Annotated in this window: 27 protein-coding genes; 17 read left to right on the top strand and 10 right to left on the bottom strand. The window is 69.0% G+C overall.

From position 1 onward, the window contains the following. Positions 1-74: 74 nt before the first annotated feature. Both AB0K11_RS08045 and AB0K11_RS08040 read left to right on the top strand, forming a co-directional pair. Positions 75-1,373, top strand: coding sequence for a serine hydrolase domain-containing protein (locus AB0K11_RS08045; RefSeq protein WP_364974466.1), 1,299 nt, complete (start codon positions 75-77; stop codon positions 1,371-1,373). Between the two features lie 57 nt (positions 1,374-1,430). Continuing rightward, positions 1,431-2,483 carry a DUF2993 domain-containing protein gene (locus AB0K11_RS08040; RefSeq protein ID WP_364974463.1) on the top strand — a complete coding sequence of 351 codons (1,053 nt, stop codon included), beginning with the start codon at positions 1,431-1,433 and terminating at the stop codon, positions 2,481-2,483. A 7-nt stretch (positions 2,484-2,490) separates the two neighbouring features. On the opposite strand, the gene AB0K11_RS08035 is transcribed toward AB0K11_RS08040, so the two are convergent. Then, entirely contained in the window at positions 2,491-3,234 is a 744-nt protein-coding gene (locus AB0K11_RS08035; RefSeq protein WP_364974461.1) for a cutinase family protein, read from the bottom strand. 187 nt (positions 3,235-3,421) lie between these two features. Between AB0K11_RS08035 and AB0K11_RS08030 the strand changes: the two genes are divergently transcribed. Next, positions 3,422-3,595, top strand: a complete 174-nt coding sequence (locus AB0K11_RS08030) for a CsbD family protein (protein ID WP_364974458.1) — start codon at positions 3,422-3,424, stop codon at positions 3,593-3,595. Between the two features lie 145 nt (positions 3,596-3,740). Then, the gene (locus AB0K11_RS08025) at positions 3,741-4,580 is read left to right on the top strand and encodes an alpha/beta fold hydrolase (RefSeq protein ID WP_364974456.1); all 840 of its coding nucleotides are present in this window, start codon (positions 3,741-3,743) and stop codon (positions 4,578-4,580) included. An 8-nt stretch (positions 4,581-4,588) separates the two neighbouring features. Here AB0K11_RS08025 and AB0K11_RS08020 read toward each other — a convergent pair whose 3' ends face one another. Beyond that, the gene (locus AB0K11_RS08020) at positions 4,589-5,272 is read right to left on the bottom strand and encodes a guanylate cyclase (RefSeq protein WP_364976681.1); all 684 of its coding nucleotides are present in this window, start codon (positions 5,270-5,272) and stop codon (positions 4,589-4,591) included. Positions 5,273-5,314: 42 nt separating this feature from the next. On the opposite strand from AB0K11_RS08020, the gene AB0K11_RS08015 reads away from it, so the two are divergent. Then, positions 5,315-5,473 (top strand): hypothetical protein, encoded by a 159-nt coding sequence (locus tag AB0K11_RS08015; protein ID WP_269892401.1) that lies wholly within the window; start codon positions 5,315-5,317, stop codon positions 5,471-5,473. Here the strand turns inward: AB0K11_RS08015 and AB0K11_RS08010 are convergent. Genes AB0K11_RS08010 through AB0K11_RS08000 form a run of 3 tightly spaced genes read right to left on the bottom strand, consistent with a single transcriptional unit; the run spans position 5,470 to position 7,118 of the window. Next, positions 5,470-6,261, bottom strand: a complete 792-nt coding sequence (locus AB0K11_RS08010; protein WP_364974453.1) for an adenylate/guanylate cyclase domain-containing protein — start codon at positions 6,259-6,261, stop codon at positions 5,470-5,472. The genes AB0K11_RS08015 and AB0K11_RS08010 overlap by 4 nt on opposite strands. 10 nt (positions 6,262-6,271) lie before the next feature. Beyond that, a complete protein-coding gene (locus AB0K11_RS08005; protein WP_364974450.1) occupies positions 6,272-6,646 on the bottom strand; it encodes a limonene-1,2-epoxide hydrolase family protein in 375 nt (124 codons plus the stop codon). 40 nt (positions 6,647-6,686) lie between these two features. Continuing rightward, complete coding sequence (locus AB0K11_RS08000) at positions 6,687-7,118, bottom strand: hypothetical protein (protein WP_364974448.1); 432 nt, start codon at positions 7,116-7,118, stop codon at positions 6,687-6,689. 120 nt (positions 7,119-7,238) lie between these two features. On the opposite strand from AB0K11_RS08000, the gene AB0K11_RS07995 reads away from it, so the two are divergent. Continuing rightward, on the top strand, positions 7,239-8,810 hold the full coding sequence (locus AB0K11_RS07995; RefSeq protein WP_364974445.1) for a DUF222 domain-containing protein: 1,572 nt from the start codon (positions 7,239-7,241) through the stop codon (positions 8,808-8,810). A 9-nt stretch (positions 8,811-8,819) separates the two neighbouring features. Here AB0K11_RS07995 and AB0K11_RS07990 read toward each other — a convergent pair whose 3' ends face one another. Both AB0K11_RS07990 and AB0K11_RS07985 read right to left on the bottom strand, forming a co-directional pair. After that, positions 8,820-11,762: an aminotransferase gene (locus AB0K11_RS07990; RefSeq protein ID WP_364974442.1), complete on the bottom strand. Its 2,943-nt coding sequence runs from the start codon at positions 11,760-11,762 to the stop codon at positions 8,820-8,822. Further along, positions 11,759-12,628 carry an alpha/beta hydrolase gene (locus AB0K11_RS07985; RefSeq protein WP_364974440.1) on the bottom strand — a complete coding sequence of 290 codons (870 nt, stop codon included), beginning with the start codon at positions 12,626-12,628 and terminating at the stop codon, positions 11,759-11,761. The genes AB0K11_RS07990 and AB0K11_RS07985 overlap by 4 nt, the downstream gene beginning before the upstream one ends. Positions 12,629-12,713: 85 nt before the next feature. Between AB0K11_RS07985 and AB0K11_RS07980 the strand changes: the two genes are divergently transcribed. The 5 genes from AB0K11_RS07980 to AB0K11_RS07960 all read left to right on the top strand — a co-directional run bounded on the left by AB0K11_RS07980 (position 12,714) and on the right by AB0K11_RS07960 (position 16,763). Beyond that, on the top strand, positions 12,714-13,187 hold the full coding sequence (locus AB0K11_RS07980; RefSeq protein ID WP_364974437.1) for a VOC family protein: 474 nt from the start codon (positions 12,714-12,716) through the stop codon (positions 13,185-13,187). A gap of 82 nt (positions 13,188-13,269) precedes the next feature. Continuing rightward, positions 13,270-13,896: an Mce protein gene (locus AB0K11_RS07975; protein WP_364974434.1), complete on the top strand. Its 627-nt coding sequence runs from the start codon at positions 13,270-13,272 to the stop codon at positions 13,894-13,896. Further along, positions 13,893-14,597 carry a hypothetical protein gene (locus AB0K11_RS07970; RefSeq protein ID WP_364974431.1) on the top strand — a complete coding sequence of 235 codons (705 nt, stop codon included), beginning with the start codon at positions 13,893-13,895 and terminating at the stop codon, positions 14,595-14,597. Before AB0K11_RS07975 ends, AB0K11_RS07970 begins: the two co-directional genes overlap by 4 nt. Before the next feature lie 4 nt (positions 14,598-14,601). Further along, positions 14,602-15,507, top strand: coding sequence for an alpha/beta fold hydrolase (locus tag AB0K11_RS07965; protein WP_364974428.1), 906 nt, complete (start codon positions 14,602-14,604; stop codon positions 15,505-15,507). 2 nt (positions 15,508-15,509) lie between these two features. Beyond that, positions 15,510-16,763, top strand: coding sequence for a WS/DGAT domain-containing protein (locus AB0K11_RS07960; protein ID WP_364974425.1), 1,254 nt, complete (start codon positions 15,510-15,512; stop codon positions 16,761-16,763). Here the strand turns inward: AB0K11_RS07960 and AB0K11_RS07955 are convergent. Next, a complete protein-coding gene (locus AB0K11_RS07955) occupies positions 16,730-17,359 on the bottom strand; it encodes a TetR/AcrR family transcriptional regulator (RefSeq protein ID WP_364974422.1) in 630 nt (209 codons plus the stop codon). The two genes, AB0K11_RS07960 and AB0K11_RS07955, sit on opposite strands and share 34 nt — an antisense overlap. Positions 17,360-17,383: 24 nt before the next feature. On the opposite strand from AB0K11_RS07955, the gene AB0K11_RS07950 reads away from it, so the two are divergent. From AB0K11_RS07950 to AB0K11_RS07940, 3 genes are all read left to right on the top strand, one after another. Further along, positions 17,384-18,148 (top strand): glucose 1-dehydrogenase, encoded by a 765-nt coding sequence (locus AB0K11_RS07950; RefSeq protein WP_364974420.1) that lies wholly within the window; start codon positions 17,384-17,386, stop codon positions 18,146-18,148. A gap of 22 nt (positions 18,149-18,170) precedes the next feature. Continuing rightward, a complete protein-coding gene (locus AB0K11_RS07945) occupies positions 18,171-18,692 on the top strand; it encodes a DoxX family protein (RefSeq protein WP_364974417.1) in 522 nt (173 codons plus the stop codon). Between the two features lie 69 nt (positions 18,693-18,761). Beyond that, positions 18,762-20,504: a DUF3556 domain-containing protein gene (locus AB0K11_RS07940; protein ID WP_364974414.1), complete on the top strand. Its 1,743-nt coding sequence runs from the start codon at positions 18,762-18,764 to the stop codon at positions 20,502-20,504. A 3-nt stretch (positions 20,505-20,507) separates the two neighbouring features. Here AB0K11_RS07940 and AB0K11_RS07935 read toward each other — a convergent pair whose 3' ends face one another. After that, the gene (locus tag AB0K11_RS07935) at positions 20,508-21,299 is read right to left on the bottom strand and encodes an FCD domain-containing protein (RefSeq protein ID WP_364974411.1); all 792 of its coding nucleotides are present in this window, start codon (positions 21,297-21,299) and stop codon (positions 20,508-20,510) included. Positions 21,300-21,499: 200 nt separating this feature from the next. Here AB0K11_RS07935 and AB0K11_RS07930 point away from each other — a divergent pair, with 200 nt between their 5' ends. The 3 genes from AB0K11_RS07930 to AB0K11_RS07920 are packed head-to-tail and all read left to right on the top strand — an operon-like array spanning position 21,500 to position 24,601. Then, on the top strand, positions 21,500-22,645 hold the full coding sequence (locus AB0K11_RS07930; RefSeq protein WP_269892386.1) for a thiolase family protein: 1,146 nt from the start codon (positions 21,500-21,502) through the stop codon (positions 22,643-22,645). Further along, a complete protein-coding gene (locus AB0K11_RS07925; RefSeq protein WP_364974407.1) occupies positions 22,642-23,448 on the top strand; it encodes a crotonase/enoyl-CoA hydratase family protein in 807 nt (268 codons plus the stop codon). The genes AB0K11_RS07930 and AB0K11_RS07925 overlap by 4 nt, the downstream gene beginning before the upstream one ends. Before the next feature lie 10 nt (positions 23,449-23,458). After that, a complete protein-coding gene (locus tag AB0K11_RS07920; RefSeq protein WP_364974404.1) occupies positions 23,459-24,601 on the top strand; it encodes an acyl-CoA dehydrogenase family protein in 1,143 nt (380 codons plus the stop codon). Between the two features lie 64 nt (positions 24,602-24,665). On the opposite strand, the gene AB0K11_RS07915 is transcribed toward AB0K11_RS07920, so the two are convergent. Continuing rightward, on the bottom strand, positions 24,666-25,391 hold the full coding sequence (locus AB0K11_RS07915; RefSeq protein WP_364974402.1) for a fasciclin domain-containing protein: 726 nt from the start codon (positions 25,389-25,391) through the stop codon (positions 24,666-24,668). Positions 25,392-25,404: the final 13 nt, after the last annotated feature.

The raw sequence follows: 25,404 nt of genomic DNA, 5'->3' as shown, positions 1-25,404 counted from the left end.
GGCCGATCGCCGAACGCGACGTCACTACCGGCGTAGGGTCCGGCTACCAGCGATCCCGATGGCGGTGGCCAATCATGACCGGAACTCGCACCCGAACGACGCTCCTGTGCTGCCTCGCCGGCACGCTGCTGCTCGCAGTGGCCGGGTGCTCGTCATTCACCGACGGGCCGACGACACCCTCGACGACGGCGACCGCCACCAGCGTTGTCGCGTCGACGGCGCTGAAAACGATTGACGGCGAGGCGTTCCGGGCGGTGGTCGACGCCACGGCGAAGGAACTCCGCGTGCCCGGCGCCATGGTGCTGCTGCAGACCCCGCAGGGAAGGTTCGTCGCGCCCTTCGGGACCACCCAGATTGGGGCCATGACACCACCCACCCCGGAAACGCACTTTCGGATCGCGTCGAACACCAAGACGATGACCGCCGCGTTGATTGTGCTGCTCGCCCAGGACGGCAAGCTCCGCCTCGAGGATCCCGTGTCGTCCTTCGTGGCCGACGTGCCGGGTGGTGATGACATCACCATCGCGCAGCTGCTGAAGATGCGCACCGGGCTGTACGGCTACACCGGCGACCCGGACCTGTCGGCCATGATGGATGCCGATCCGGGACGGGTGTGGACACCGGGGGAGGTGCTGGCCATCGCCTTCCGTCACCCGCCGAACTTCGCCCCGGACGCCGAATATGAGTACAGCAACACGAATTACGCGCTGCTCGGCCTGGTGGCCGAGAAGGCGGGCGGCCGGCCGCTGGCCCAACAGTTCAAGGAGAGGCTGTTCGTTCCGGCCGGCATGGTGCAGACCTCACTGCCCGCCGCCGACGACACCTCGATGCCCGCACCGTTCTCGCACGGCTACATGTACGGCGGTAGTTTCTACGCACTCGGCGACGATCCCTACCCCGCCGACATCCAAGCCGCCGCGCGGGACGGATCGCTGAAACCGGTCGACTACACCCATCAGAACTCGTCCTACGCCACCGCGGCCGGGGGTGCCGTCTCGACGGCCGACGATCTCGCCACCTGGATGCGCGCACTCGTCAGCGGCCGGATCTTCGACGCCGACCACCACCGCCGGTGGCAGGACTCGCTGCAGGCGGAGGATCCGGACGCACCCGATGGTCAGAAGTACGGGTACGGGATCTCGTACCAGCGTTTCGGTCCCGAGGCCGCGATGTACTACCACGGGGGCGAACTGCCGGGCTTCAACTCGTTCATGGGCTTCGACCCGGACAACGATGTCACCCTCGTCATCTGGACGAATCTGACGCTGTCGCCGGACGGCAGGACCACAGCGCAAGCGATGCTCCCGACGATGCTCGACGAGATCTACGCCGGGCTGTCGCTGAGCTCGCCGCCGCCGACGACCACGAGGTAGCCGGCGGAGCGGCCGCGTCCACAACCTGTCCCGGGTTGATGAGGCAGAATCGCGACGATGACGACGCCCCCGCCGCCGCGTCCAGGGCAGCCCGGATGGCGTGGTCGCGGCCAGCCTCCGCAGGATCCGGCGACGCACCGCATCCCGCGTGGCCGTCCGGAACTGCCGACCGAGAGATTCCGCCCGCCGCCGCGACGCCCCGACGCCCCACCACCTCCCCATGTGGGACGTCCAGCCGACGCCGGGCGCACCGAGAAGCTGCGGAGGCCGCCGTCCCCGGCGGACATCTCCCCGACGCAGGAGATCTACCGCACGCCGCCGCCTGCCCCGCCGCTCCCGCCGGCAGCGCCGCCGCAACCTGACGCCCCCAAGCCGAGCAAGCGACGCTCTCTGTTGGGGAACCGCCAGTCCGTCATCCTGATCGCGGTGATCGCTGTCGCGGCGATCATCGGTGGCCTCGCGGGCGCCGAACTGTATGCCCGCAGCAGAGCCGACAGCATCCTGGTCGAGGTCGCCGAATGCGTGGTCGACGACGGCGCCACCATCTCCTTCGGCGTGAACCCGCCGTTCCTGTGGCAGCACATCACCGGCCACTACACGAACATCTCCGTGGTCACCGCCGGCGACCGCGTGCAGAGCGCCGACGGGATGACCGCGGACGTCACGCTCGAGGACATCCGGCTCCAGGAGACCGCCGACGCCAAGGGCACCATCGGCTCGCTGAACGCGACGTTGACGTGGAAGTCGGCCGGCATCAAGGACACCGTGGCGGACAACCTGCCCGGCGTCGGAAGCCTTGTCACCGGCGTACGGACGGACCCGGCGGCGGGCACGATCATCCTGGACGCCGGCGACTACAGCGTCACGGCCAAGCCTGTCGTGGCCGACGGGAACCTCGACCTGCAGGTTCTCGACGTCAACGGACCGCTGCCGAAGGACACCGTGCAGTCGGCGTTGAACGACCTCACCAAGAAGCTGAACGACAACTACCCGCTCGGTATCCACGCCGACAGCGTCGAGGTCACCGATACCGGCGTCGTGGGCACTTTCTCCAGCCAGAACGCGTCGATCCCGAAGGAGGACGCCGATCCCTGCTTCGCCCGGCTCTGACCGCCGTCTACATCGGCGGCGGCGGCAGGGGTGCCGGCGGTGGGGCCAGACGGCCCGCGGCGAAGGCGGCGCCCTGATGGGTCAGACCGTTCGCGACGTACAGGCCGTGCAGATGGCCGTCAGTGCCGGGACTGCAGATCGGGTCGCCCGGCACGCACAGGTTCAGTGACTTCGCCGCAAGCGGCTCGCTGAGCGGAACGGCGGTGGCGCCGTACTTGCGCAGCACCTGATCCGTCGGCTTCCCGAAATAGACCACGGCGGCGATGTGCTCACCGACCTCCGGCGGCAGCGGCGCGGGCACCGCCTCGGGCGGCAGACCCTGAGGCGCGGTTCCGGAGGCCACGAAGTCCGCCACGACCGCGCCCTGGGAGTACCCGCCGAGCACGATGCGGGTGGCCGGGCAGGCCGCCGCGGTGTTCTGGACGTGCACGGCCGCGTCCCGGGCGCCGTCCACGACGGTCCGCTGGAAATCCGGGCTGGCGAAGTCGCCGGAGGCCGCGTAGTTGACCGGATACACCGCCAGGGTCCGCATACCGAGGTGCCACCGCAGTGCGTCGACGAAGGACTGCCCCGGCGCGCCGACGCCGAACGGCTCGTTGGTGCCGCGGGCGAACACCACCTCGACGTCGGTGCACGGAGGTGGCTGCGCGGACGCGGCCGGTGCCGGCCCCGTCAACAGTGCGGAAACCGAGGTCAGAGCCGCAGCCACCACCGTCGCACCGCGTCGGATCATCACTTCCCACGGGCGCACCCGTGCCTGTGTAGTCAAAAGCACCACCGAAACGTTCCCACCCCGTCGCAGAATCCCGGACCCGGCGTGAATGTTAGCTGCGTCTCGCGCGTGCGTGTGCGGGTTTCGGTGGAGGGCCGTGGTGGGTACTTCTGAGGTTCGGCCCCGGGCTTTCCAGGGCCGCATTGCCAACGAAGGAGTGGGCACCGTGAGCGGCACCGATAAAGCGAAGAACAAGATCGAAGACCTCGGCGGCAAGGCCAAGGAAGCCGTGGGACGGGCGACGGGTGACCGGTCGACCGAGAACGAGGGCCGCGGCGATCAGTCGAAGGCGAGCCTCAAGGACGCGGGCGAGAAGGTCAAGGACGCGTTCAAGAAGTAATCGCATCACCCCCGGCGGTTGGCCGGGTATTGAAGTGCGCCCATGACGGACCTGGTCCGTTGTGGGCGCACTTCGTTGTGCGGTCCCGTACCGAATTTCGGCGAATGTGCCGAGAGTCCGGCTGTGGTGGAGTGATGCTGAGTCGGTGCTTGACTATCGGCGCGGTGCGTACGTCTTCGATCTCCTCGACGAGGGCCCATCGGACGGAGCTGTGGTCGTGCTCCTGCACGGGCATCCGCAGACCAAATCGTCCTGGGACGCGGTCATACCGAGGCTGACCGCGTCGGGCTACAGGTGCCTCGCGCCGGACCAACGTGGGCGCTCGCCGGCGTCGCGACCGAAGCGGATACGCGATTACCGGGCAAGGGAACTCGTCGAAGACATCCGCGCGCTGATCGAGCACTTCGGTCAAAGACGGGTGCACGTCGTGGGTCACGACTGGGGTGCTCTGGTGGCGTGGAGCGTGGCCGCCCGCTATCCCGAGCGGCTTGCGTCGCTGACGGCGCTGTCCGGACCGCATCCCTCCGCGCTGCAGGTCGCGATGATGACCAGCCGGCAAGCATTCGCGTCCTGGTACGCCTATGCCTACCTGGTGCCGCGGTTCTTCGAGTGGTGGCACCTCGGTAGTGGACGCGATGGAGCGCGGTTGGTGCGCTCGCTGGTCGCCGGCGGGCAGTCCGCAGAGCATGCGGAGCGTGATGTGCGAGCGATGGTCGCGCCGGGGGCGTACACGGCCGCGCTGAACTGGTACCGCGCCGCGCCTCTTGCGGGCCGCGTCGGGAGGGTCGACGTCCCCGCGATGTACGTGTGGAGCGACGGCGACAAGTACATTCGCGAGAGCGCCGCGCGTCGCTGCGGCCGCTACGTCACCGCCGAGTACCGCTTCGAGATACATCACGGAATGTCCCACTGGATGCCCGATCAGCACCCCGAACTCGTCGCCGATCTGCTGCTCGACTGGTTTGCGAGCCATCCCGACAAGTAGACGCTTCCTCAACCATCCAGCGTCACCGGGATCTCGTCGCTCAACCGGTAGCCCTCGGCGAGCGGCAGGTCGTCGCCGCTCCAGAACTTGCCCGGGTCGAACCAGCTGTAGTGCTTCTCGGTGGTGAGCAACCCCATCTGCTCATAGGTGATGGCGACCGTCTCGGCGCAGTAGGCGGTCTGCAGCCCGACGTTGAGGTTCTCTGCCTTCCTGCGCTGCGCGGCGGTGCGAACCTTGCGGTCCACGAACGGGATTCCCCGCACCCAGTCATACGCCGTGGGAACGCGGCCACGAAACCATCGGCCGGTCAGTCGGGCAGTCGACGGAAACGGCGTGCCGTCCATGCGGGCGATCACCTTGAGCGCCAGATCCTCCTGCTCGCGCGTCGCGTACGGGCTGAGCTGACGCAGCCAGCACCGCTGCCCGTAGTTCTGCATCCATCGCTCGGCCGCCTCCCGGGCGTCGTTGAGCTGGACGCCGCGGTGATGGTCGCCGGTCCACAGGTCGAGCAGCTTGTCGCCGAGTTCCGCGTGCCAGATCAGTGGTGGCAGGTCGTCGAAGGCCACCGTCATGCCGACATGGTTGACCGGCGCATTCGTCATGGTCTGGATTGCCCGGTCCGGCCCGGAAGCGCCGCGGAACAGCCAGATGTCACCGGTGCGGGTCTCGTTCAGCGCCTGCGTCAGCGACACCGTGTTCGCAATCACCAGCGCAGCTTAGGCACACTGTCGATCATGCGGAGCATCTGGAAGTGGGTTGGGCTGGCCGGTGTCGCCGGCGTGGTGGCCGGCGGTGCGCTGGTGGCGCGCGATCAGCGTCGGCGCAATGCGTACACGGCCGACGACATCCGCGCCCGGCTGCACAAGCGCCTCGAAGAGGCGGATCGCGCCTAGCCGGAGACCGCGTAGAGCCGGTACGAGCCCTTGAACCCCTTGAGCTCGGCGTCGCGGCCCTCGTCGAACGAGACGCCGTCGCAGTCGTCGCCCTCACAGGCGTCGCGCACCGAATCGCTGACCAGGATCTCGCCGCCTTCGGCCTGCGCGGCCACCCGGGCGGCCAGGGCCACGTTGCGGCCGAACAGGTCCTCTCCGCGTCGGACCGACTTGCCGGAGTGGATGCCGATCCGCACGCGAATGCCGTTCGGCCGCTTGGCCAGTGCGCGTTGCAGTTCGACGGCGCAGAGCACCGCCTGATTCGGTTGGGCGAACGCCACCATGAAGCCGTCGCCCTGGCTCTTGACGACGTGGCCGCCGTGGTTCTTGACGTGCCGCTGGACCAGGCGGGCGTGGCCGCTGATCAACCGGGTCCAGGCGCGGTCGCCGATCCGGTTGTTGAGAGTGGTGGAGTCCTCGATGTCGGAGAACATGATCGCCACCCGGCCGTCGGGCGCGAGCCGGGCGAGATCGGGCCGCTCCACCTCGAACCAGTCGGCGAGGTCCTCGATCGACGTCCTGATGGCGCCGCCGAACCCTTTCTCGCGAACCAGGGTGGCGGTCTGCCACATCGTCTTGACCGCTTCACGGCCGCCGCTCAGCAGCATGTTGCGGGTGTCGTATCGGCGGTGCAACTCCTCGGCCTCCCGACGGCTGCGCGTCAGGAGCACCGACAGCACCCCGATGGCCACCGCCTCCGCCGCCGCGACGACGGCCAGCGCGTAAGCCGCGATCTGCACTCCGCTCACCGTTGTCCGGCTAACTGAACGCGTTGGTGATCGTGGCCATGTCGAAGTAGTCGCGCCATGCCGCGATTCTGCCGTCTGCGATCTCGAACACTCCCATCACGGGCAGTTCGATGTCGGTGCCGCCGGGGCGGCGCATGACGTCGGTGCGTTCGTTCATCACCAGGTCGCCCATGCTGACCTGTCGGTGCACCCGGAACTCGAGGTACTCGAAATTGCCGAGGAAGTCGCGAATGTACTCCTCGATGGCCGAGCGTCCCTGCACCGCGCGCAACGGGATGTTGTGAAAGACAGCATCTTCGGTGAAGAAGTCGGCCAACTCGTGGGGATCGGGTGAGGTCCACCGGCCACAGAAGTCGGTGACGAGTTCGTCCGCGGATCGCGTCATGCGTCGACTAAACGCGAGCGTCCGCCTGGAAAGCAAGTCTTCAGACGCCGGTCGACGACCCCGGTCGCACGATCATCAGGATGGTCACCGCCACCCACAGCAGGTTGAAGATGCCGGTGGTCATGGCGAGTCGCGGCACCGCGGGACCGTCGAGGACCGCCCGCTGATCGGGCAGGATGCTCGCGACGAGGACGGCGGCGGCGATTGCGGTGAGCGCGATCGACACCAGCACCCACGCCTGCGTCAGCACATCCATCGACAGCGCGGTGCCGATACCGAGGAGCGGCACCGCCACTCCGACGATCGCGTATGTGCGGCAGATCCTGTGCAGGGCAATGGTCACCGGCCCGGCTGCGGCGTCCGGGCCTGCGGCGGCACGCGCGTAGCGCGGGAAGATGCTCGCCGCGACGGCGATCGGGCCGATGGCGAGGATCGCCAGTACCACGTGGAGGCTGAGGAAGACGGCGGACATCGGCGTCGACGTTATGTGACGCGGGGTCTGGCGAACGCCGCCTGGACGGACACGATCCGCTGGAATCCGGTCATGGTCTCGTGGGCATCCGTGTCGTACCCCTCTGCCATAATCGAATGTATGTTCGATCCGGCGCAGGCAAGCTTCGACCAGGTGCTGGCCGTCGAGCGTCCGGAGTCGGTCGAGGCACGCGAACTGCTCTGCGCCGTGGTGGCGGCGGCGCGCCGGGAGAACCAGCAGGCCGCCGCGCGGTTGACCGCGATCGGGGAGTTGTATGCGGTGCGGTTCGCCGAGCGCGATGAGCTCAGCGACCAGTGGGCGGTGGACACCGAATCGGCGGTGGCCGTCGAGATCGGCGCCGCACTGAACATCGCCTACGAGCGGGCCAAGGACCAGGTCAGCCTCGCTCGCGGCCTGCGCGAACGCCTACCGTTGGTCGCGGCGATGTTCCGCGCCGGTGCGCTGACCCTCGGCATCGTCGACACCCTGCTGCACCGCACCACCCTGATCACCGACCCCGCGGTGTTGACTCACGTCGACGCCACCCTGGCCGGTGCGGCGGCCCGGCTGATGAGGCTGAGCTACGGCCAGCTCTGCGGATATGTCGACCGTGTGATTGCCACCCACGATCGGGATGCGGTGCGGCGCCGACAGAAAGCCGCCGACGAGCGTGAGGTGTGGGTCATCGACGGCCTCGACGGGATGAGCAGTTTCGGCGGCACCATGCCCACCGCCGGGGCCCGGGTGTTCGACAACCGCCTCGACGCGCTCGCCGACACCGTCTGCCCGGCCGACCCGCGCACCAAGAAGCAGCGTCGCGTCGATGCCATCGAAGCCCTCTCCAAGGGCGCCGACCACCTGGGATGCCAGTGCGGCAACCCCGACTGCCCGAACAAGAACGCGATCGCCGCCCCCTTCGTCATCCACACCATCACCGGCCCCAACACCGACGCCAACACCCCGGCCGACGCCGACGCCGTGGATACCGATGTCGACGTTGACACTGAACCCGACGCCGACACCCACGTCGTTGATTCGGTGGCGAGCCTGGTGCGCAACGACGGCATCCTGCCGCCTGAACAGCTCACCGGCCTGGCCGAGAACGCCGCCACCCGGCCACTGATCCATCCCGGTGACGCCGCCCCTGAGCCGCGCTACACCCCGTCGCGGAATCTGGCGGAGTTCGTGCGGTGCCGCGACATGGGCTGCCGATTCCCCGGCTGCGACGTGGCGGCCTTCAGCACCGACATCGACCACACCGTCCCTTACAGCCAGGGCGGGCCGACGCAGGCGTCGAACCTCAAATGCCTGTGCCGCCTGCACCATTTGATCAAAACGTTCTGGGGTTGGCACGACCGACAACACCGCGACGGGACGGTCATCTGGACGGGCCCGGCGGGCCAGACCTACACCACCCGACCCGGAGCGGCGCTGCTCTTTCCGCACCTGTGCACCCCCACCGCGGCCGCAGTCATCACACCGCGACCCGACGACCCATGCGGTGAACGCACCGCGATGATGCCCACACGGCAACGCACCCGAGCCCAGAACAAAGCCGCCCGCATCGCCGCCGAACGCCAACAAAATCACGAACACCGCGAAGCCCGCCGCCTGGCCCGCCGACAAGCACTCGACAGGCTGTTCGGCCCCCAGCCACCACCCCAACCCGGCGACGAACCCCCGCCCTTCTAGCGGGCGCCGTCACCACCCTTCGGTGAGCACGCGATCGAGCGTGTCCACGTAGAAGTCGGCGGATTCGACGTCGATGCACAACGGCGGCTTCGTCTTCAGGATGTTCGAATGGTCGCCCGTCGGCTGGATGATCACCCCGAGTTCCAGCATGCGCTCGCAGATCGCGGCCGTCTCCTCGGTGGCCGGCGCCAAAGTGTCTGGATCGCGGATCATCTCGACGCCGAGGTACAGCCCGATGCCGTGCACCGTGCCGATGATGGAGTGCCGGGTCTGCAGCTCCTGCAGCCGGGCCTTCAGGTGGGCGCCGACGTCCGACGCGTTCTGCTGCAGGGCCTCGTCGCGCAGCACGTCGAGCACGGTGATGCCGATGGCGCACGACACTGGGCTGCCGCCTGTCGAGGAGAAGAAGTAGCCCTGCGACCTGAAAGCCTCGGCGACGGCCCTGCTGGTGACCACCGCGCCGAGCGGCGAGCCGTTCCCCGTCGACTTCGCCATCGACACGATGTCGGGCACCACATTCTGCTGCTGAAAACCCCAGAACCAGTGGCCCAGTCGGCCGTAACCCACCTGCACCTCGTCGGCGATCGCCAGCCCGCCCGCCGCACGCAGTGCGGCGTAGATCCGCTCGAGATAGTGGTCCGGCAGCGCCATCCCGCCGGCGTTTCCGTACACCGCCTCACAGATGAACGCCGCCGGAGGCCTGCCCTCGGCGACGAGCTGCTCGATCTTCGCCACGGCATCGTCGGCGTACCGGTCCACGTCGGCGCCGCGATACGTACCACGGAAGCTGTTCGGCGACTCGACGGTGTGTACCCAGTCCGGCCGGGTGGCAACGGCATTCGGGTTGTCCGCCGTCGAGGTCGACACCGCGTCGGTCGCGTACGTCCAGCCGTGATAGGCCTCGCGCACCGCGATCACATCGCGTCGGCCCGTCGCCGCCAGCGCCAGCCGCATCGCCAGATCGCTGGCCTCCGAACCCGAATTCACCAGGAACACCGTGTCCAACGGATGGGGCAGCGTCGCGGCGAGCCGCTCACTGAACTCGACCACCGCCTCATAGTTGAACCGCGAGTTGGTGTTCAGCTTGCGCAGCTGTCGCGCTGCGGCATCGGCCACCCGCGGGTGCGCATGGCCGAGGACCGTCACGTTGTTGACCATGTCCAGGTAGCAGCGCCCCGACATCGACATCAGGTAGTGCCGCCAGCCCCGCTCGATCTGCGGCGGCCGACGGTAGTAGTGCTCCTGCACAGGCGCGAAACTCCTGTCGCGCCGGGCCATCAGATCGTCGTCGGGCGCATCGGCGTCGACCGCGGCCAGCCCGAGCAGTGGCCGGGGATCCCGCGCCAGCGCCAGCCAGCCCCGTGCCAGCTCCGGCCGCACCAGCGCGGGCGCCCGCGGCGCTCCGGCCGGCTGCACGGCGACCTCACACCACTGTCCCGCGACGGCCTCGCCCAGCGGCGCGCCCGCGGCGACCGACCCGGCCGGCGCACCGGCCACGCCCGTCAGCGTCAACGTGAAGTCACCGCCCCGAAGCACCGCGGCACCGTCGACGTGCTCGACCTCGCCATCCCACGGCGCCACCAGGCCAACGGTCTCCGCCGGCCACATCCCGATCCCCGTGGCGACGACGTCGGCGCTGCGGTGGCTCAGCCTCGGAGCACGGCTCAGCCGCGGTTCACCGAACGCCGTGACCACCAGGGCCGCCCCGCCGCCGATGGCCGCGCGTGCGGCCGCATCCTCGACGTCCTCCCGCAGCCATCCGCCCGGTGTGAAGGCGTCGTCGTACACATCCGACGTCACCGAAAGATCCAACGCGGCAATGGCTTCCGGATCGACCCCGGCGACCAGCATCCCGGCAGGCTGCGCGGACGGCGAAGCAAACCCGAGCTCCGCCCGCAGCAGCGCCGTCATCACCTCCTGCGGCACTGACACAGCCTGTTCGAACATCCGCCATTCGCCATCGGCGTGCTCGGTGACGTAGTCGTTGTCCGGATCGATCGCCGCCTGCTGCGCGCCGCTCACGATCAGCACGGCGGTCCGCAACACCAGCATCGGCCACAGCGCGTCGACCTCTTCCGGACTCAGCGGTCGCACCGCGTGGAATGCGCGCACCGCTGGCAGTATCGACGCCGGCTCGGCCCCGGGGTGCCCGAGCACCGACGACGCCGTGATCGCCAGCTCCGAGACCGCCCAACTCGTGGTGAGGTCGCCGAAGTCGATCACCCCGTCCGGCCGCACCGAGCCATCGGCCGCGCGCGACACCACCACGTTGGCGTCGGTGAGGTCCAGATGCACTGCCTGACTGGGCAACTCATCCGCCAGTACTTCGATCCGCTTCCAGGCCTCCCGCGCGGCCTGCTCGACCAGCGCGCGACGGGCCGGGTCCGTGACATGACTGCCGAGCGCCGCCACCACGTCCGCGCCGTAGCGCAGATCCCACTGCAGGATCCGGTCCAGGCCCGGATGCTCGAAGCCCGCCAGCGCGCGGCTGACCCGCCCGGCGATGTCACCGAGCCCGCTGACCGCGGCAGGCGACAGGTAACCGGCGTCCAACAGCGTGCCGCCGGGCAGGAACCGCAGTAACCGCACATAAGCCGTCCGGTCCAGCAGCCCGTCGACCGCGGTGCAGGTGTCACCGGTCCGGTTGGGTATGGGCACCGCGATCCGCAGCGCCGGTTCGGCTGCGGCGATGAGCGCAGTCGCCTCATCCTGAGCGGCCAGTTCGGTTTCCGTGAACGCGGGATTGGCGATCTTCAGCACGCCGACGACATCGCCGTCGTCGCCGCGCACGAGGAAGTTCTTGTCCTGCTGGCTGCCGAGTGACTCGGCGTGCCCGCTCACGCCGTAGTGCGCGGCGAGCAGTTCGTCGGCCTGCGCCTCGGTCACCTGCGGTGCGGGCAGTTCCGGCTCGGCGAGGAAGTTGAAGCCGACGGTGCGGCGGTCGTTGCTCACCGGCTGACGAAGGACACCACGACTTCGGTGAAGGCGTCGTTGTCGTCGCCCGCCGCGGTGTGGCCGGCGTCGGCCAGTTCGACGAACTCCGCCGCAGGAACCTTCGCGAGGAAGTCCTTGACCCCTTCGGCGCTCACCACGTCGGAGAGCTTTCCACGGATCAGCAGGATCGGGATGGTCAACTCGATCGCCGATTGTTCGAGTTGATCCTCCCGGACGAACGGGTCGTCGTTCGGCGCGGTGAGGAACGCCGGATCCCAATGCCAGTACCACCGGCCGTCGCGCTGCCGGAGGTTCTTCTTCAGGCCCTCCGGGCTGCGGGGCTTGGCGCGGTGCGGCAGGTATTCGGCGACCGCCTCGGCGGCCTCCTCGAGCGAATCGAACCCGTGCACATGGCTGAACATGAAGTCGCGGATGCGCGCGCTGCCGTCCTTCTCATAGCGCGGCACCACGTCGACGAGCACCAGTTGCGTGACCTTCTCCGGCCCGGCCCGGTGGGCGACCGTGATGCCGGTCAACCCGCCCATGCTCGCGCCGATCAGCGCGACGGGCTTGCCGATCTGATCGATCACGGCGAGGGTGTCGGTGCACAGCGCCTCGACCGTGTAGTTGGCCTCGGGGGAGCGGTCGCTGTCACCGTGGCCCCGGCTGTCCAGCGCGACCACGTGCAGTCCCTGATCGGCCAGTATCTGGCCGGTCTTCTTCCATGAGAAGCGGTTCTGGCCGCCGCCGTGCAGCATCAGAACGGTAGGCCTACCGGCCGAGTCCGCGCCGCGGTTCCACTCGTCGGCGACCAGCGACAGTCCCTCCGCGCCGCGGAAGGTGACGGTCTGCGGCTGGATCTGATCGGACTTCGCGGTGCTCACAGCCTCACGCTATCGCGGCGGCGATGAGGTTCCCGGCTGGGTCGAGTCTCACTTCGTACGAGGTCTCCAGCAGAAAGGATTCGCCATGCCCGCCATCACGCCGTCGCTCTGGTTCGACGACAACGTGGAGGAAGCCGCCGCGTTCTACACATCGGTGTTTCCCAACTCCCACGTCGAGCAGATGTACCGCTACACCGACGCCGGGCCCGGCACGCCCGGGGAGGTGGCATACGGCACGTTCGTCCTGGACGGCACCCGCTTCCTCGGCATCAACGGCGGCCCTGCGTTCCAGTTCTCCGAAGCGGTGTCCTTCGAGGTGCTCTGCGCCGATCAGGACGAGGTCGACCACTACTGGAACAGCCTGGTCGACGGCGGCGAGGAGTCGCAGTGCGGCTGGCTCAAGGACCGCTTCGGGCTGAGCTGGCAGATCGTGCCGAAGCGGCTCTACGAATTGCTGAACGATGCCGACCCGGCCCGTGCGGAGGCCGCGACGAAGGCCATGCTCGGCATGCGCAAGATCGTCGTCGCCGAATTGGAGGACGCCGTCGCCGGAGTCTGAGCCGCCCATCCTCCGGGGAGTCGCCGAGGCCGCGGATCGCCGTCCCGTACTTTGAAGGCGGAGTGCCGCGAAGGAGCGACCAATGCCAAAGCACGCCGCCCCGGCGGACTGGGGTGTCGACGGCGACGTCGACGAGCCGGATGCTGCCGTCGAGTCGGAATCCGAGGACGCAGGCAGCGACACCGAAGCCGACGTCCCACACAAGCAGCGCAGAGCGCCCTGGTCACTGGTCCGGCTGGCCACCGTGGCCGGCCTGGTCGTGGTGCTCGCACTGGGCGGACTGTCCGGCTGGCTCGGCTACCAGGGCTGGCAGGCGCGCCAGGCCGAACAGCAGCGCGAACGCTTCGTCGAAACGGGACGCCAGGGCGTGCTGAACCTGACCTCCGTCGACTGGCAGCAGGCGGACGTCGACGTGCAACGCATCCTCGACGCGTCGACCGGCGGGTTCTACGACCAGTTCCAGAAGCGAGCCGCGCCGTACACCGAGGTGGTCAAGCAGGCGAAGTCGAAGTCCGTCGGCACCATCCAGCAGGCCGGCCTGGAGTCGGTGTCCGACACCGGCGACTCGGCCAAGGTGCTGGTGGCCGTGTCGATCGCGGCGTCGAACGCAGGCGCACCCGACCAACCGCTCCGGTACTGGCGGATGCGGGTGACCGTGGATGAGATCGACGGCCAGATGAAGGTGTCGGACGTGGAGTTCGTGCAATGACCACCGAGAACGATCCGGTCGACCCCGACGCCCCCGTTCCCGACAGCGGCGAGCCGACGACCACGGAGCCCGAGGCGACCGAGCCGGAGGCCGCGGAGGTCACGGAGCCCGAGGCTGAGGAGCCCGAGGACGCCGCAATCGCCGACGTCGAAGAGCCCGACGTCGAAGAGCCCGACGTCGAAGAGCCCGACGTCGAAGAGCCCGAGGCCGCATCCGGAATCCGGTGGTCGCGAGTGTTCGCCTTCGGCGTGCTGCCCGCGCTGGCACTGGTGCTCGCCGTCGCCGCGGGCGTGCTCAAGTGGCACGACAGTGAGGTCCGCCAGACCGACGCGGCTCGCGCCGAGAGCCTGCAGGCCGCGCGCAACACGGTGACCGTCATGTTGACCTACGAGCCCGCGAAGATCGACGAGCAACTTTCCCAGGCCCGCGACCTGCTCACCGGCCCGTTCCGCGAGACCTACACCCGGATGACCAACGAGATCGTCATCCCCGGCGCGAAGCAACAGGGGATCACGGCCGTCGCCGCCGTCCCCGGCGCCGCGATCGAATCGGTCGACAAGAACCACGCGGTGACCATGCTCTACGTCAACCAGAAGGTCAGCATCGGCGGGCAGATGCCCACCGACAACCTGTCGACCGTCAGGGTGACCCTCGACAAGGTCGGCGACCGGTGGCTCGTCTCGCAGTTCGAGCCGGTGTGAGCGCATGAGCGAACCGCGCTGGCTGGACGTGAGTGTGCCCGCCGGGCGGCTTCGGGCACTGGTGTGGGGTCCTGATGACGGCCCGGTTGCGTTGTGCCTGCATGGATTCCCGGACACCGCGTACAGCTGGCGCAAAGTGGCGCCCGCGCTCGTCGACGCAGGCTGGCGGGTGGTGGCGCCGTTCATGCGCGGCTACGTGCCGTCGTCACTGCCCTCTGACGGGAGCTACCACGTCGGAGCGCTGATGGACGACGCGCTGCGGGTGCTGCAGGCCGCGGGCCCGACCGGACGCGACGTCGTCATCGGCCACGACTGGGGCGCGATCGCGACGGCGGGGCTGGCGGCGATGCCCGACAGTCCGTTCGCGAAGACCGTGATCATGTCCGTTCCGCCGCCGGCGAGTTTCCAGCCGTTCGGCAAGCTGCCCGACCGCGGCAGGCTGGCGGCCCAGCTGCCCCGCCAACTGCTGCGCAGCTGGTACATTACCTACTTCCAGCTCCCGTTCCTGCCCGACCGGTCCGCGTCGTGGGTGGTGCCCCGGCTGTGGCGGCAGTGGTCGCCCGGCTATCCCGCCGGCGAGGACCTCCGCCACGTCGACGCCGCGATCGGCGCGCCGGAGCGCTGGCGGGCAGCACTGGGCTACTACCGCGCGACCGTGCGCAACACCCGGCCGCCGGCGCAGTACGCCGAACTGCACAAGCACTGGCTGGCCCCGCCCCGGCTGCCGACCCTGTACCTGCATGGCGCCGACGACGGCTGCGCCGCACCGGATTACGCGGACTGGGTGCGGCCCGTCCTGCCCGCGGGCAGCGACATGGCGATCGTGGCGCGGGCCGGCCACTTCCTGCAGCTCGAGCAGCCCGACGAGGTGGGCCGCCACATCGTCGGATTCGTCGGCTCCGCACGGTAGCCGTGCGCCGGCTCGCCGCGGCCGATGCCCAGACCTACTGGCTGTCGGCCAAGATGCCCAGCGACCAGTTCCTGGTCTACGGCTTCGCGGGCGGCCCCGCCGACCCGCGGGAGGCGCTCGCCCCCGTGCGCGAACGTGCCCGCGGCTGCGGCGAGCTGCGGTTGCGGGTGCGAGAACACAGCGCACTCACCTACCCCGAGTGGGCACCCGCCGGCATCGACGACCGCCAGTTCTGCGTGCACGACCTCGACGACCGCAGCTGGCCCGGCTGCCTGGCCGCGGTACGCCGGCTCGCCGAGCGGCAGCTGGACGCGCGCGAGATGACCTGGCGGCTGCACCTTTTCGCGGCTGTCGACGGGATCCCCGGCGCCGGCCGCCCAGGCACCGTCGTGGTACTGCAGGTCGCGCACGCCTTGGCCGACGGCGTCCGCGGATCGGCACTGGCCGCGCTGCTGCTGGGCAGGCCTGGCGGCGTCGAGCCGGTGCCGGTGTCGCGCTTTCCGGCGGCCCGGCTGCCGGTGCGGGCGGTCACCGCTGCGCGAACCCATCGTCGGCTGCTGCGCGACGTGACCGCCGGAGTTACACCAGCGCAGGCGGATACCCGGCCGCCGCTGCGTACCAACGCCAGGCCGGCGGGTGTGCGGTACGTCCGGACGATCGTCCGTCACCGGCGTGAGCTGCCCGGCCCGACCGTCACGACGGGTGTGCTGGCCGCCGTGTCGGGTGCGCTGGCCGCACAGCTGCGCGAACTCGGCGACGACCCTGCCACGCTCGGTGCAGAAGTGCCGATGGCCGCAGCCGGACAACGGCTGGCGCACAACCACTTCGGCAATGTCGGTGTGGGGCTCTACCCGGAGCTCGACGCCCCCGACCGGGCCCGCAGGATCGCGCAGGACCTCGCGGACCGCAGACGCCGCGCCGCGCATCCGGGCATGCGGGCGGCCGGCAGGGCGTTCGCGGCCACGCCCGCCCCGCTGCTGCGCTGGGGCGTCGCGCAGTTCGACCCCGACGTGCGGGCGCCGCTCGTGATCGGCAACACCGTCGTGTCCAGCGTCCACCGAGGTCCGGCCGACCTGAGCTTCGGCGGCGCGCCGGTGGTGGTCACCACCGGGTTCCCCGAGCTCTCGCAGATGGTGGGGCTGGCGCACGGCGTGCACGGTGTCGGCGACACCGTCGCGATCAGCGTGCACGCCGCCGAGTCGGCGATCGGGGACGTCGACGCCTACACGGCGCGACTGGCCGCGGCGCTGGGCTGAGTGGCGCGCAGCGACGCGATCCCCACGTCCAGCGCGGCCTCCAGGTAACTGAGGTCGCCGGTGCTGAGCAGCACCGACACCCCGCCCTGAATGCCGGCCAGCAGTGCCGCGGCGGCACGCTGCGGATCCACCGACGCGGCGATCTTGTTCTGCGCCTGCATCGCCCGCACGCCGGCCTCGATCTCCATCCGCCAGCGATCGATGAGCGTCGTCGTCACCGCGTGCGCGCCGGGTGTGCGGCCGATCTCGGACATCACCGTGGACAGCGGACACATCCGGCCCTGCCTGCGGTATCGCTCGACCACCACGTCGCGCCAGCGCTGCCAGGCCGCCCACGACGTCAGCCTGCTCAGATGCGGCTGCTGGTCGGACAGCACCCGGTCGGCCTCCTGCGCGGCGACGGCGAGCAGCAGTTCGTCCTTGCCGCCGGGGAAGTAATGGAACAGCTGGCTCTTGGAGGTCGCGGTGCGGGCCAGCACATCGTCGAGCGTGGTGGCGACCGCACCGCTGAGGCGGACCTCGGCTGCGGCGCCGTCGATGATCCGCTGCCGGGTGGCGCGTCCCTTCGCGGTGAATTTCTGGACTTGCGGGTCCATTTTCATCGGCGCACTGTCGGACTCATGAGCAAAAACGATACGCGGCTCGCGGGCCGCACCGCACTGGTCACCGGCTCCACCGCAGGCCTTGGAGCGGCCATCGCCCAGGCGCTCGCCGCCGCCGGGGCCTTCGTCGTCGTGTCCGGCCGCAACAAGCAACGCGGCGATGCGGTTGTCGCCGAGATCCGCACCGCCGGAGGCGAAGCGGCCTTCGTCACGGCTGATCTGGGCGGGGGAGCAGAGGCCGCCCGGGCACTGGCCGGCCAGGCCGTGGCTGCGGCGGGCGGCCGGCTCGACATCCTCGTCAACAACGCCGCGACCCTGTTGATGCCGAAGCCGACCGCCGACGTCACCGAGCAGGAACTGCGGGAGGTGTTCGGCGTCAACGTGTTCGCACCGCTACTACTGACCGGGATGATCGCGCCCGCGATGGCCGAGCGCGGTGATGGCGCGATCGTCAACATCGGATCCAACACCGGGCTGCGCGGCAGCGCCGGTTCGGCGGTGTATTCCGGCAACAAGGCGATCGTCCACTCCTTCACCAAGTCGTGGGCCGACGAGTACGGGCCGTCGGGGGTGCGGGTCAACGCCGTGGCACCCGGGCCGATCGCGACCGAACGCGCGGTGGAGTTCGCCGAGCACGTCGCGCCGATGCTGGCGCGCATCCCCTCGCGGCGCATGAGCACCCCCGAAGAGGTCGCCGCCGCGGTGGTGTTCCTCGCTGCCGGGGACGCGGCGAACATCCAGGGCGCCGTGCTGTCCATCGACGGGGGGTGGGCAGCCGTGTGACAGATGCCCTAGATTCTGTTACGTGGATGCCTACGATTTCGCTCTTCTGGTGCTGCGCGTCGTGCTCGGCCTGACCATGGCCGCGCACGGCTACAACAAGTTCTTCGGCGGCGGGCGCATCCCCGGCACCGCGGGCTGGTTCGAGAGCATCGGCATGAAGCCGGGAACCTTCCACGCCCGGGTGGCCGCCAGTACGGAGATGGCCGCGGGCATCGGCCTGGCCGTCGGGCTGCTCACCCCGGTGCCCGCCGCAGGCTTCGTGGCGCTGATGCTGGTGGCCGCGTGGACGGTGCACCGGCACAACGGCTTCTTCATCGTCAAGGAGGGCTGGGAGTACAACCTGATCCTCGCCGTGACGGCCGTGGCGATCGCCGGGGTCGGCGCGGGGAAGCTGAGCCTTGACTACGCGCTGTTCCACGGCACCGCGCTGTGGGACTACGTGCAGGGCTGGGGTGGCCTGGCGGTGGCGGTGGTGCTCGGCCTGGCCGGCGGCATCGGTCAGCTGGCGATCTTCTATCGGCCGCCCGCCAAGACCGCGGGCTGACCCGCCGCGGTATGCGGTCATCGGGCCAAGTGGAACCACAGGACTAGAACACGTTCTAGTCTGTCCGGCATGGGTTTTCTCAAACAGGACGCGCCCGTCGTCGACTACGCCGAATGGAGCAAGGGCACCCGCGCCGAGAGGATCGTGCCGATGGCCCGGCACTGGGCCGAGGTCGGCTTCGGCACGCCGGGTGTGCTTCACCTGTTCTACGTCGTCAAGATCCTGTTGTATGTGCTGGTCGCTTGGCTGATCGTGCTGAGCACCGACGGCATCGACGGGTTCACCGCCGTGGCCACCTGGTACGCCGAGCCCATCGTCTTCCAGAAGGTCGTGCTCTACACGATGCTGTTCGAGGTGGTCGGCCTCGGCTGCGGCTTCGGACCGCTCAACAACCGCTTCTTCCCGCCGATGGGCTCCATCCTCTACTGGCTGCGGCCGAAGACCATTCGTCTGCCGCCCTGGCCCGGTCGCATCCCGCTGACCAAGGGCGACAGCCGCACCCCGTTCGACGTCGCGGTCTACGCCGCCCTGCTGGTGATGCTCGTGATCGCGCTGTTCTCCGACGGCACGGGTCCCATCCCGGAACTCGGCAGCGAGGTCGGCGTGCTGCCGATCTGGCAGACAGTGGCGGTGCTGGGCCTGCTCGCCGTCGCCGGCCTGCGGGACAAGGTCATCTTCCTGGCAGCCCGCGGCGAGGTGTACGCCTCGCTCGCGGTGTGCTTCCTGTTCAGCGGCGCCGACATCATCCTCGCCGCCAAGCTGGTGTGCCTGGTCATCTGGCTGGGTGCGGCGACGTCGAAACTTAACAAGCACTTCCCGTTCGTCATCTCGACGATGATGAGCAACAACCCGGTGTTCCGCCCGCGCTGGATCAAGCGCAGGTTCTTCGAACACTTCCCCGACGACCTGCGACCGGGCCGGGCCTCGCGCTGGCTGGCCCACTTCAGCACCGCCGTCGAGGGACTGGTGCCGCTGGTGCTGTTCTTCAGCCACGGCGGCGTGGCCGGCGCGATCGCGGCGTTCATCATGCTGGTGTTCCACTTCGGCATCCTGTCGTCGATCCCGATGGGGGTGCCGCTGGAGTGGAACGTCTTCATGATGTTCAGCGTGCTGGCGTTGTTCGTCGGCCATCCCGGCGTCGGCCTGGGCGACCTGCAGAGTCCGTGGCCGGTCGTGCTGTTCGCCGTCGTCGCAGGCACCGTCGTGCTGGGGAACCTGTTCCCGCGCAAGGTGTCCTTCCTGCCCGGAATGCGCTACTACGCGGGCAACTGGGACACCACGCTGTGGTGCGTGAAGCCGTCGGCGGCCGAAAAGATCACCGCCGGGCTGGTCGCGATCGCCAGCATGCCCGCCGCGCAGATGGAGAAGTACTACGGCAGTAAGGAGACCGCGGAGATGTACCTCTACATGGGGTACGCGTTCCGGTCGTTCAACAGCCACGGCCGGGCCATGTTCGCGCTGGCGCACCGCGCCATGGCAGGGCTGAACGAGGACGACTACGTGCTGACCGACGGCGAGCGGATCTGCAGCACCGCGATCGGGTGGAACTTCGGCGACGGCCACATGCACAACGAGCAGCTGATCTCAGCGATGCAGAAGCGGTGCCACTTCGAACCGGGCGAGATCAGGGTGGTGCTGATCGACGGCCAGCCCATTCACCGCCAGCGCCAGGAGTACCGCCTGGTCGACGCGGCCACCGGCGAGTTCGAACGCGGCTACGTCAACGTGGCCGACCTGGTCACCCGCCAGCCGTGGGACGACACCGCGCCAGTGCACGTGACGTGGCAGAAGGACGGCGCCGACGCTACGTGAGCCTCATCCCATCACGTCCCGGACCTTGACCGTCTCCAGTCCCTGCAGCAGCAGACCCCTCGCCGTGTCGAGATGCTTGCGCCAGTGCGCCTCGGCCGCCGCCCCGTCACCCGAGCGCATCAACTGCAACAGCCGGCGGTAGGACCGCATCAGCTTCTCGTAGTCGGCCTTCGACGGCGGATTGCTCTCGCTCATCGCGAACGCGGTGTGGCGCACCGTGATCTCGTGCAGCATGCCCGCCATGATGTTCAGCGTCGCGTTGCCCGACAGCTCGACCATCCGGCGGTGGAACTCGCCCGTGGTCTCGGCCAGCTGACCGGTGTCCCAGCCGACCGGCACGTCCTCGGCCAGCGTTCGTTCCAGCTCGTCGTAGGCGGCGGTGTCGCCGGACTCGGTGAGCAGCCGCACGGCCATCGGCTCGATCCCCGACCGCGCCGTCATCACGTCGGCGATCGTGGCGCCGCTCAGTTCCAGCAGTAGCCCCGCGGGCCGGGCGACGATCTCCGCGCCGGGGACGCGCACCCTGGCTCCGGTGCGCGATCCGCGGCGCACCTCGACCAGGCGCTCGGATTCCAGCACGCGGACGGCCTCGCGCAGCGTCGGACGGCTGACGCCGAAGTGGCTCATCAGCTCGGCCTCGTTGGGCAGGAAGTCGCCGTCCCTGAGCTGGCCGTCGACCACCATCCGGCGCAGCGTGCCCGCCACCAGTTCGGCGGTCTTGGGGGAGCGCACGGTGTTCCCCGACGTCACGGCACTCGCCCCCATCATCGGGGCCAGCGGTGTGGTTCGAGGCACGCGTTCTTCTCCGGTGGGGTGTTTGACCTGGCATGCAAGCCAGCTGTACAACTCAGTAAACCATGTGGCGTCGCGGCACGGCGTCGAGTCCGACTCTACCAACCAGTAGGTTGACCTAGTAAACCTACTCGTCTACCTTCGGTGGCGATGCTCATACGGGCCCCGTCGGGCTCCCAGGTCGCGTTCAAAGGAGAACTTCCATGGCTGAAGCCGTCATCGTCGAGGCCGTGCGGTCGCCTGTCGGCAAGCGCAACGGCGGACTGTCGGGCGTGCACCCCGCCGAACTCTCCGCGCAGGTGCTCAATGGCCTCGTGGAGCGCGCCGGTGTGGACCCGGCGCTGGTCGACGACGTCATCTGGGGCTGCGTCATGCAGGCCGGCGAGCAGGCGCTCGACATCGCCCGCACCGCCCTGCTGACGGCCGGCTGGCCGGAGTCGGTGCCCGGCGTGACCGTGGACCGCCAGTGCGGGTCGAGCCAGCAGTCCGTGCACTTCGCCGCCGCAGGCGTGGTCGCCGGCCACTACGACGTCGTCGTCGCCGGCGGTGTCGAGGCCATGTCGCGCACCCCGATGGGCGCGTCGCTGGCCAGTGGCGGCAACCCGTACCCGCAGGGCTTCAAGGACCGCTACCAGCAGACCCCGAACCAGGGCATCGGCGCCGAGATGATCGCCGAGCAGTGGGGCCTCGACCGCGCCACGCTCGACCAGTTCTCCCTCGACTCGCACGAGAAGGCCGCCGCTGCGCAGGATTCCGGTGCATTCGACGATCAGATCGTGGCGATCAAGGACCAGGACGGAAACCCGGTGCTCAAGGACGAGGGCATCCGTCGCGGCACCACCCTGGAGAAGATGGGTCAGCTCAAGCCGGCCTTCAAGGAGGACGGCGTGATCCACGCCGGCAACTCCTCGCAGATCTCCGACGGATCGGCGGCGCTGCTGTTCATGTCCGCCGAGAAGGCCAAGGAACTCGGCCTCAAGCCGCTGGCCAAGGTGCACACCGCAGTGCTGGCCGGCGCCGACCCGGTGATCATGCTGACCGCCCCGATCCCGGCCACCCAGAAGGCGCTCAAGCGATCCGGGCTGACCATCGACCAGATCGGCGCGTTCGAGGTCAACGAGGCGTTCGCGCCCGTGCCGCTGGCCTGGCTCAAGGACATCGGCGCCGACGAGAAGAACCTCAACCCGAACGGTGGCGCGATCGCGCTGGGTCACCCGCTCGGCGGTTCGGGTGCGCGCATCATGACGACCCTGTTGTACCACATGCGCGACAAGGGAATTCAGTACGGCCTGCAGACCATGTGCGAGGGCGGCGGCCAGGCCAACGCCACCATCCTCGAGCTGCTGTGACAGGAGCCGACACCACGACGGCCCCCGGTGCTCTCGTCGAGCGCCGGGGCAACGTCATGGTCATCACGATCAATCGGCCGGAAGCGCGCAACGCCATCAACTCCGCCGTGTCGATCGCCCTGGGCGACGCACTCGAGCAGGCGCAGCAGGACCCGGATGTCCGGGTGGTCGTGGTCACCGGGTCGGGCGACAAATCCTTCTGTGCGGGAGCCGATCTCAAGGCCCTGTCGCGCGGCGAGAACATCGGTCACCCCGACCGGCCCGCGTGGGGCTTCGCCGGATACGTCCGCCACTTCATCGACAAGCCGACGATCGCGGCCGTCAACGGCACTGCGCTCGGCGGTGGCACCGAACTGGCGCTCGCGAGCGATCTCGTCGTCGCCGGTGCGAGTGCGAAGTTCGGGCTGCCGGAGGTCAAGCGGGGACTGATAGCGGCCGCGGGCGGGGTGTTCCGTCTCGTCGATCAGATTCCGCGCAAGGTCGCGCTGCAGATGATGTTCACCGGAGAACCGATCACCTCGGCCGAGGCGCTGAAGTGGGGCCTGATCAACGAGGTGGTGCCCGACGGCGAGGAGCTCGACGCGGCGCTCGCACTGGCCGAACGCATCACCGTCAACGCGCCGCTGGCCGTGCAGGCCAGCAAGAGGGTCGCCATCGGTGCCGACGACCGGGTCGTGGCCGACGACGAAGCCGGCTGGACACGCACGAGGCGCGAAGTCGCCGTCGTCTTCAGCTCCGAGGACGCCAAAGAAGGACCGCTGGCCTTCGCGCAGAAGCGCGAGCCGGTATGGAAAGCCAAGTGAGGAAACGACAATGAAGAGAACGATCTACGACGCCGAGCACGAGGCCTTCCGCGACACCGTGCGGGGCTACATCGACAGTGAGCTCGTCCCGAACGCCGAGAAGTGGGAGGCCGACCGCCTCGTCGACCGGTCGGCCTACGTGGCCGCGGGCAAGCACGGGTTGATCGGGTTCAACATGCCCGAGGAGTTCGGCGGCGGCGGCAGCGACGACTTCCGGTTCAACGCGATCATCGACGAGGAGATCGCCAAGTCCGGCGTGCCCGCGCCCGCGCTGAGCCTGCACAACGACGTCGTCGGCCCGTACTTCAAGGACCTGACCAACGACGAGCAGAAGCAGCGCTGGCTGCCCGGCATCACCAGCGGCGAGACCATCATCGCGGTCGCGATGACCGAACCGGGCGCGGGCAGCGACCTGGCGGGCATCCGCACCTCGGCGGTCCGCGACGGCGACGACTGGATCGTCAACGGCTCCAAGACCTTCATCTCGTCGGGCATCAACTGCGACTTGGTGGTCGTCGTCGCCCGCACCGACCCCGAGGCCGGCCACAAGGGCTTCTCGCTGCTGGTTGTCGAGCGCGACATGCCCGGCTTCACCCGGGGCCGCAAGCTCGACAAGATGGGCCTGCATGCCCAGGACACCTCCGAGCTGCATTTCGAGAACGTCCGCGTGCCGAGCGCGAACCTGCTCGGCAAGGAGGGCCGCGGCTTCTACCACCTGATGACGAACCTGCCATCCGAGCGGCTCTCGATCGCCATCTCCGCGATCGCCGGTGCGCGCGAAACCTGGCGTCAGACACTGCAGTACGCCAAGGACCGCAAGGCGTTCGGCCAGCCCATCGGCAGTTTCCAGCACAACCGGTTCCTGCTGGCCGAGATGGACACCGAGCTCGACGTGACCGAGCAGTACATCGACCGTTGCCTGCAGGGAGTCGTCGACGGTGAGCTGACCGCGGTCGAGGCGGCCAAGGCGAAGTGGTTCGCCACCGAGACGGCCAAGAAGATCGTCGACCAGTGTGTGCAGCTGCACGGCGGCTACGGCTACATGCTGGAGTACCGCGTCGCGCGCGACTACGTCGACGGACGCATCCAGACGATCTTCGGTGGCACCACCGAGATCATGAAGGAGATCATCGGCCGCGATCTCGGCCTGTAGACAGCGAATTCGGCGCGCTCACGTTCGTCAGACGAACGTGAGCGCGCCGAAATCACAAAAAGAGCTAGCCGATCGGGGCGTCCGCGGCGGGCATCTCCGCCGGCGCGAGGGGCGGCGTCGTGGTGGTCGTGGTCGTGGTGCTGGTCGGCGACTTCGGCGTCGGGGTGAGCGCCTCCGGCGGGGCGGCCGGGTCGAGCACCGTGTCGATCACGTAGATCCGCGCGTTCTGGGCGGGGATGCCACCGCAGATCACCTTGGCGGTGTCGTTGACCTTGATGTCGCCGTTGGTGCCCTCGACCTTGATCTCGGCGCCCTGCTGGGTGGGCCGCTGACCCTTCACGTCGGCGGGGCCGAGCAGGCCGAGGAAGACGTGGTAGTAGTCCAGGTCCGTCAGCGCGTCGGCATTGGTCTTGAGGGACTCGAGCTGCTCGGGCGGCAGCTTCGCGAACGCCTCGTTGGTCGGCGCGAACACCACGTACGGGCCGTTGTCGAGCACCCCGGCGATGTTGACGGCGGGGTTCAGCTGACCCGAGATCGCGGAGTTGAACGTGCTGATGTCGGGGATCTGCGCCAGGACCTGGCTGACCGGCTGGCCGGCGTAGCTCTTCCAGTTGGGGTTCGCTTCCCGGAACGGGTCGCAGTCGCCCTCGAGGTTGGGCAGCGGGTTCTCCACCGGCTTCGACGGCGTCGGTTCGGGTTGCGCGTAGGCATTGACCGCCAACGGCAGCGACAGGGCGATGGCCGCGGTTCCCACGGCCGCGCCCAGTGCTCTACTGGTGCGAGTCTTCACGTCAGGCTCCTCA

The organism is Mycobacterium sp. NPDC050551, from assembly GCF_040674075.1.
In the GTDB taxonomy this organism is placed as follows: domain Bacteria; phylum Actinomycetota; class Actinomycetes; order Mycobacteriales; family Mycobacteriaceae; genus Mycobacterium.
This window is presented reverse-complemented; position numbering and strand designations above follow the sequence as displayed.

Coding starts and splice junctions, on each gene's coding strand:
- AB0K11_RS07995 (WP_364974445.1), top strand. CDS start 7,239: ATGTTCGATCCGGCGCAGGCAAGCTTCGACCAGGTGCTGGCCGTCGAG.
- AB0K11_RS07975 (WP_364974434.1), top strand. CDS start 13,270: ATGCCAAAGCACGCCGCCCCGGCGGACTGGGGTGTCGACGGCGACGTC.
- AB0K11_RS07970 (WP_364974431.1), top strand. CDS start 13,893: ATGACCACCGAGAACGATCCGGTCGACCCCGACGCCCCCGTTCCCGAC.
- AB0K11_RS07950 (WP_364974420.1), top strand. CDS start 17,384: ATGAGCAAAAACGATACGCGGCTCGCGGGCCGCACCGCACTGGTCACC.
- AB0K11_RS08005 (WP_364974450.1), bottom strand. CDS start 6,646: ATGACGCGATCCGCGGACGAACTCGTCACCGACTTCTGTGGCCGGTGG.
- AB0K11_RS08040 (WP_364974463.1), top strand. CDS start 1,431: ATGACGACGCCCCCGCCGCCGCGTCCAGGGCAGCCCGGATGGCGTGGT.
- AB0K11_RS08015 (WP_269892401.1), top strand. CDS start 5,315: ATGCGGAGCATCTGGAAGTGGGTTGGGCTGGCCGGTGTCGCCGGCGTG.
- AB0K11_RS07940 (WP_364974414.1), top strand. CDS start 18,762: ATGGGTTTTCTCAAACAGGACGCGCCCGTCGTCGACTACGCCGAATGG.
- AB0K11_RS07920 (WP_364974404.1), top strand. CDS start 23,459: ATGAAGAGAACGATCTACGACGCCGAGCACGAGGCCTTCCGCGACACC.
- AB0K11_RS07980 (WP_364974437.1), top strand. CDS start 12,714: ATGCCCGCCATCACGCCGTCGCTCTGGTTCGACGACAACGTGGAGGAA.
- AB0K11_RS07955 (WP_364974422.1), bottom strand. CDS start 17,359: ATGGACCCGCAAGTCCAGAAATTCACCGCGAAGGGACGCGCCACCCGG.
- AB0K11_RS07965 (WP_364974428.1), top strand. CDS start 14,602: ATGAGCGAACCGCGCTGGCTGGACGTGAGTGTGCCCGCCGGGCGGCTT.
- AB0K11_RS07930 (WP_269892386.1), top strand. CDS start 21,500: ATGGCTGAAGCCGTCATCGTCGAGGCCGTGCGGTCGCCTGTCGGCAAG.
- AB0K11_RS08045 (WP_364974466.1), top strand. CDS start 75: ATGACCGGAACTCGCACCCGAACGACGCTCCTGTGCTGCCTCGCCGGC.
- AB0K11_RS08000 (WP_364974448.1), bottom strand. CDS start 7,118: ATGTCCGCCGTCTTCCTCAGCCTCCACGTGGTACTGGCGATCCTCGCC.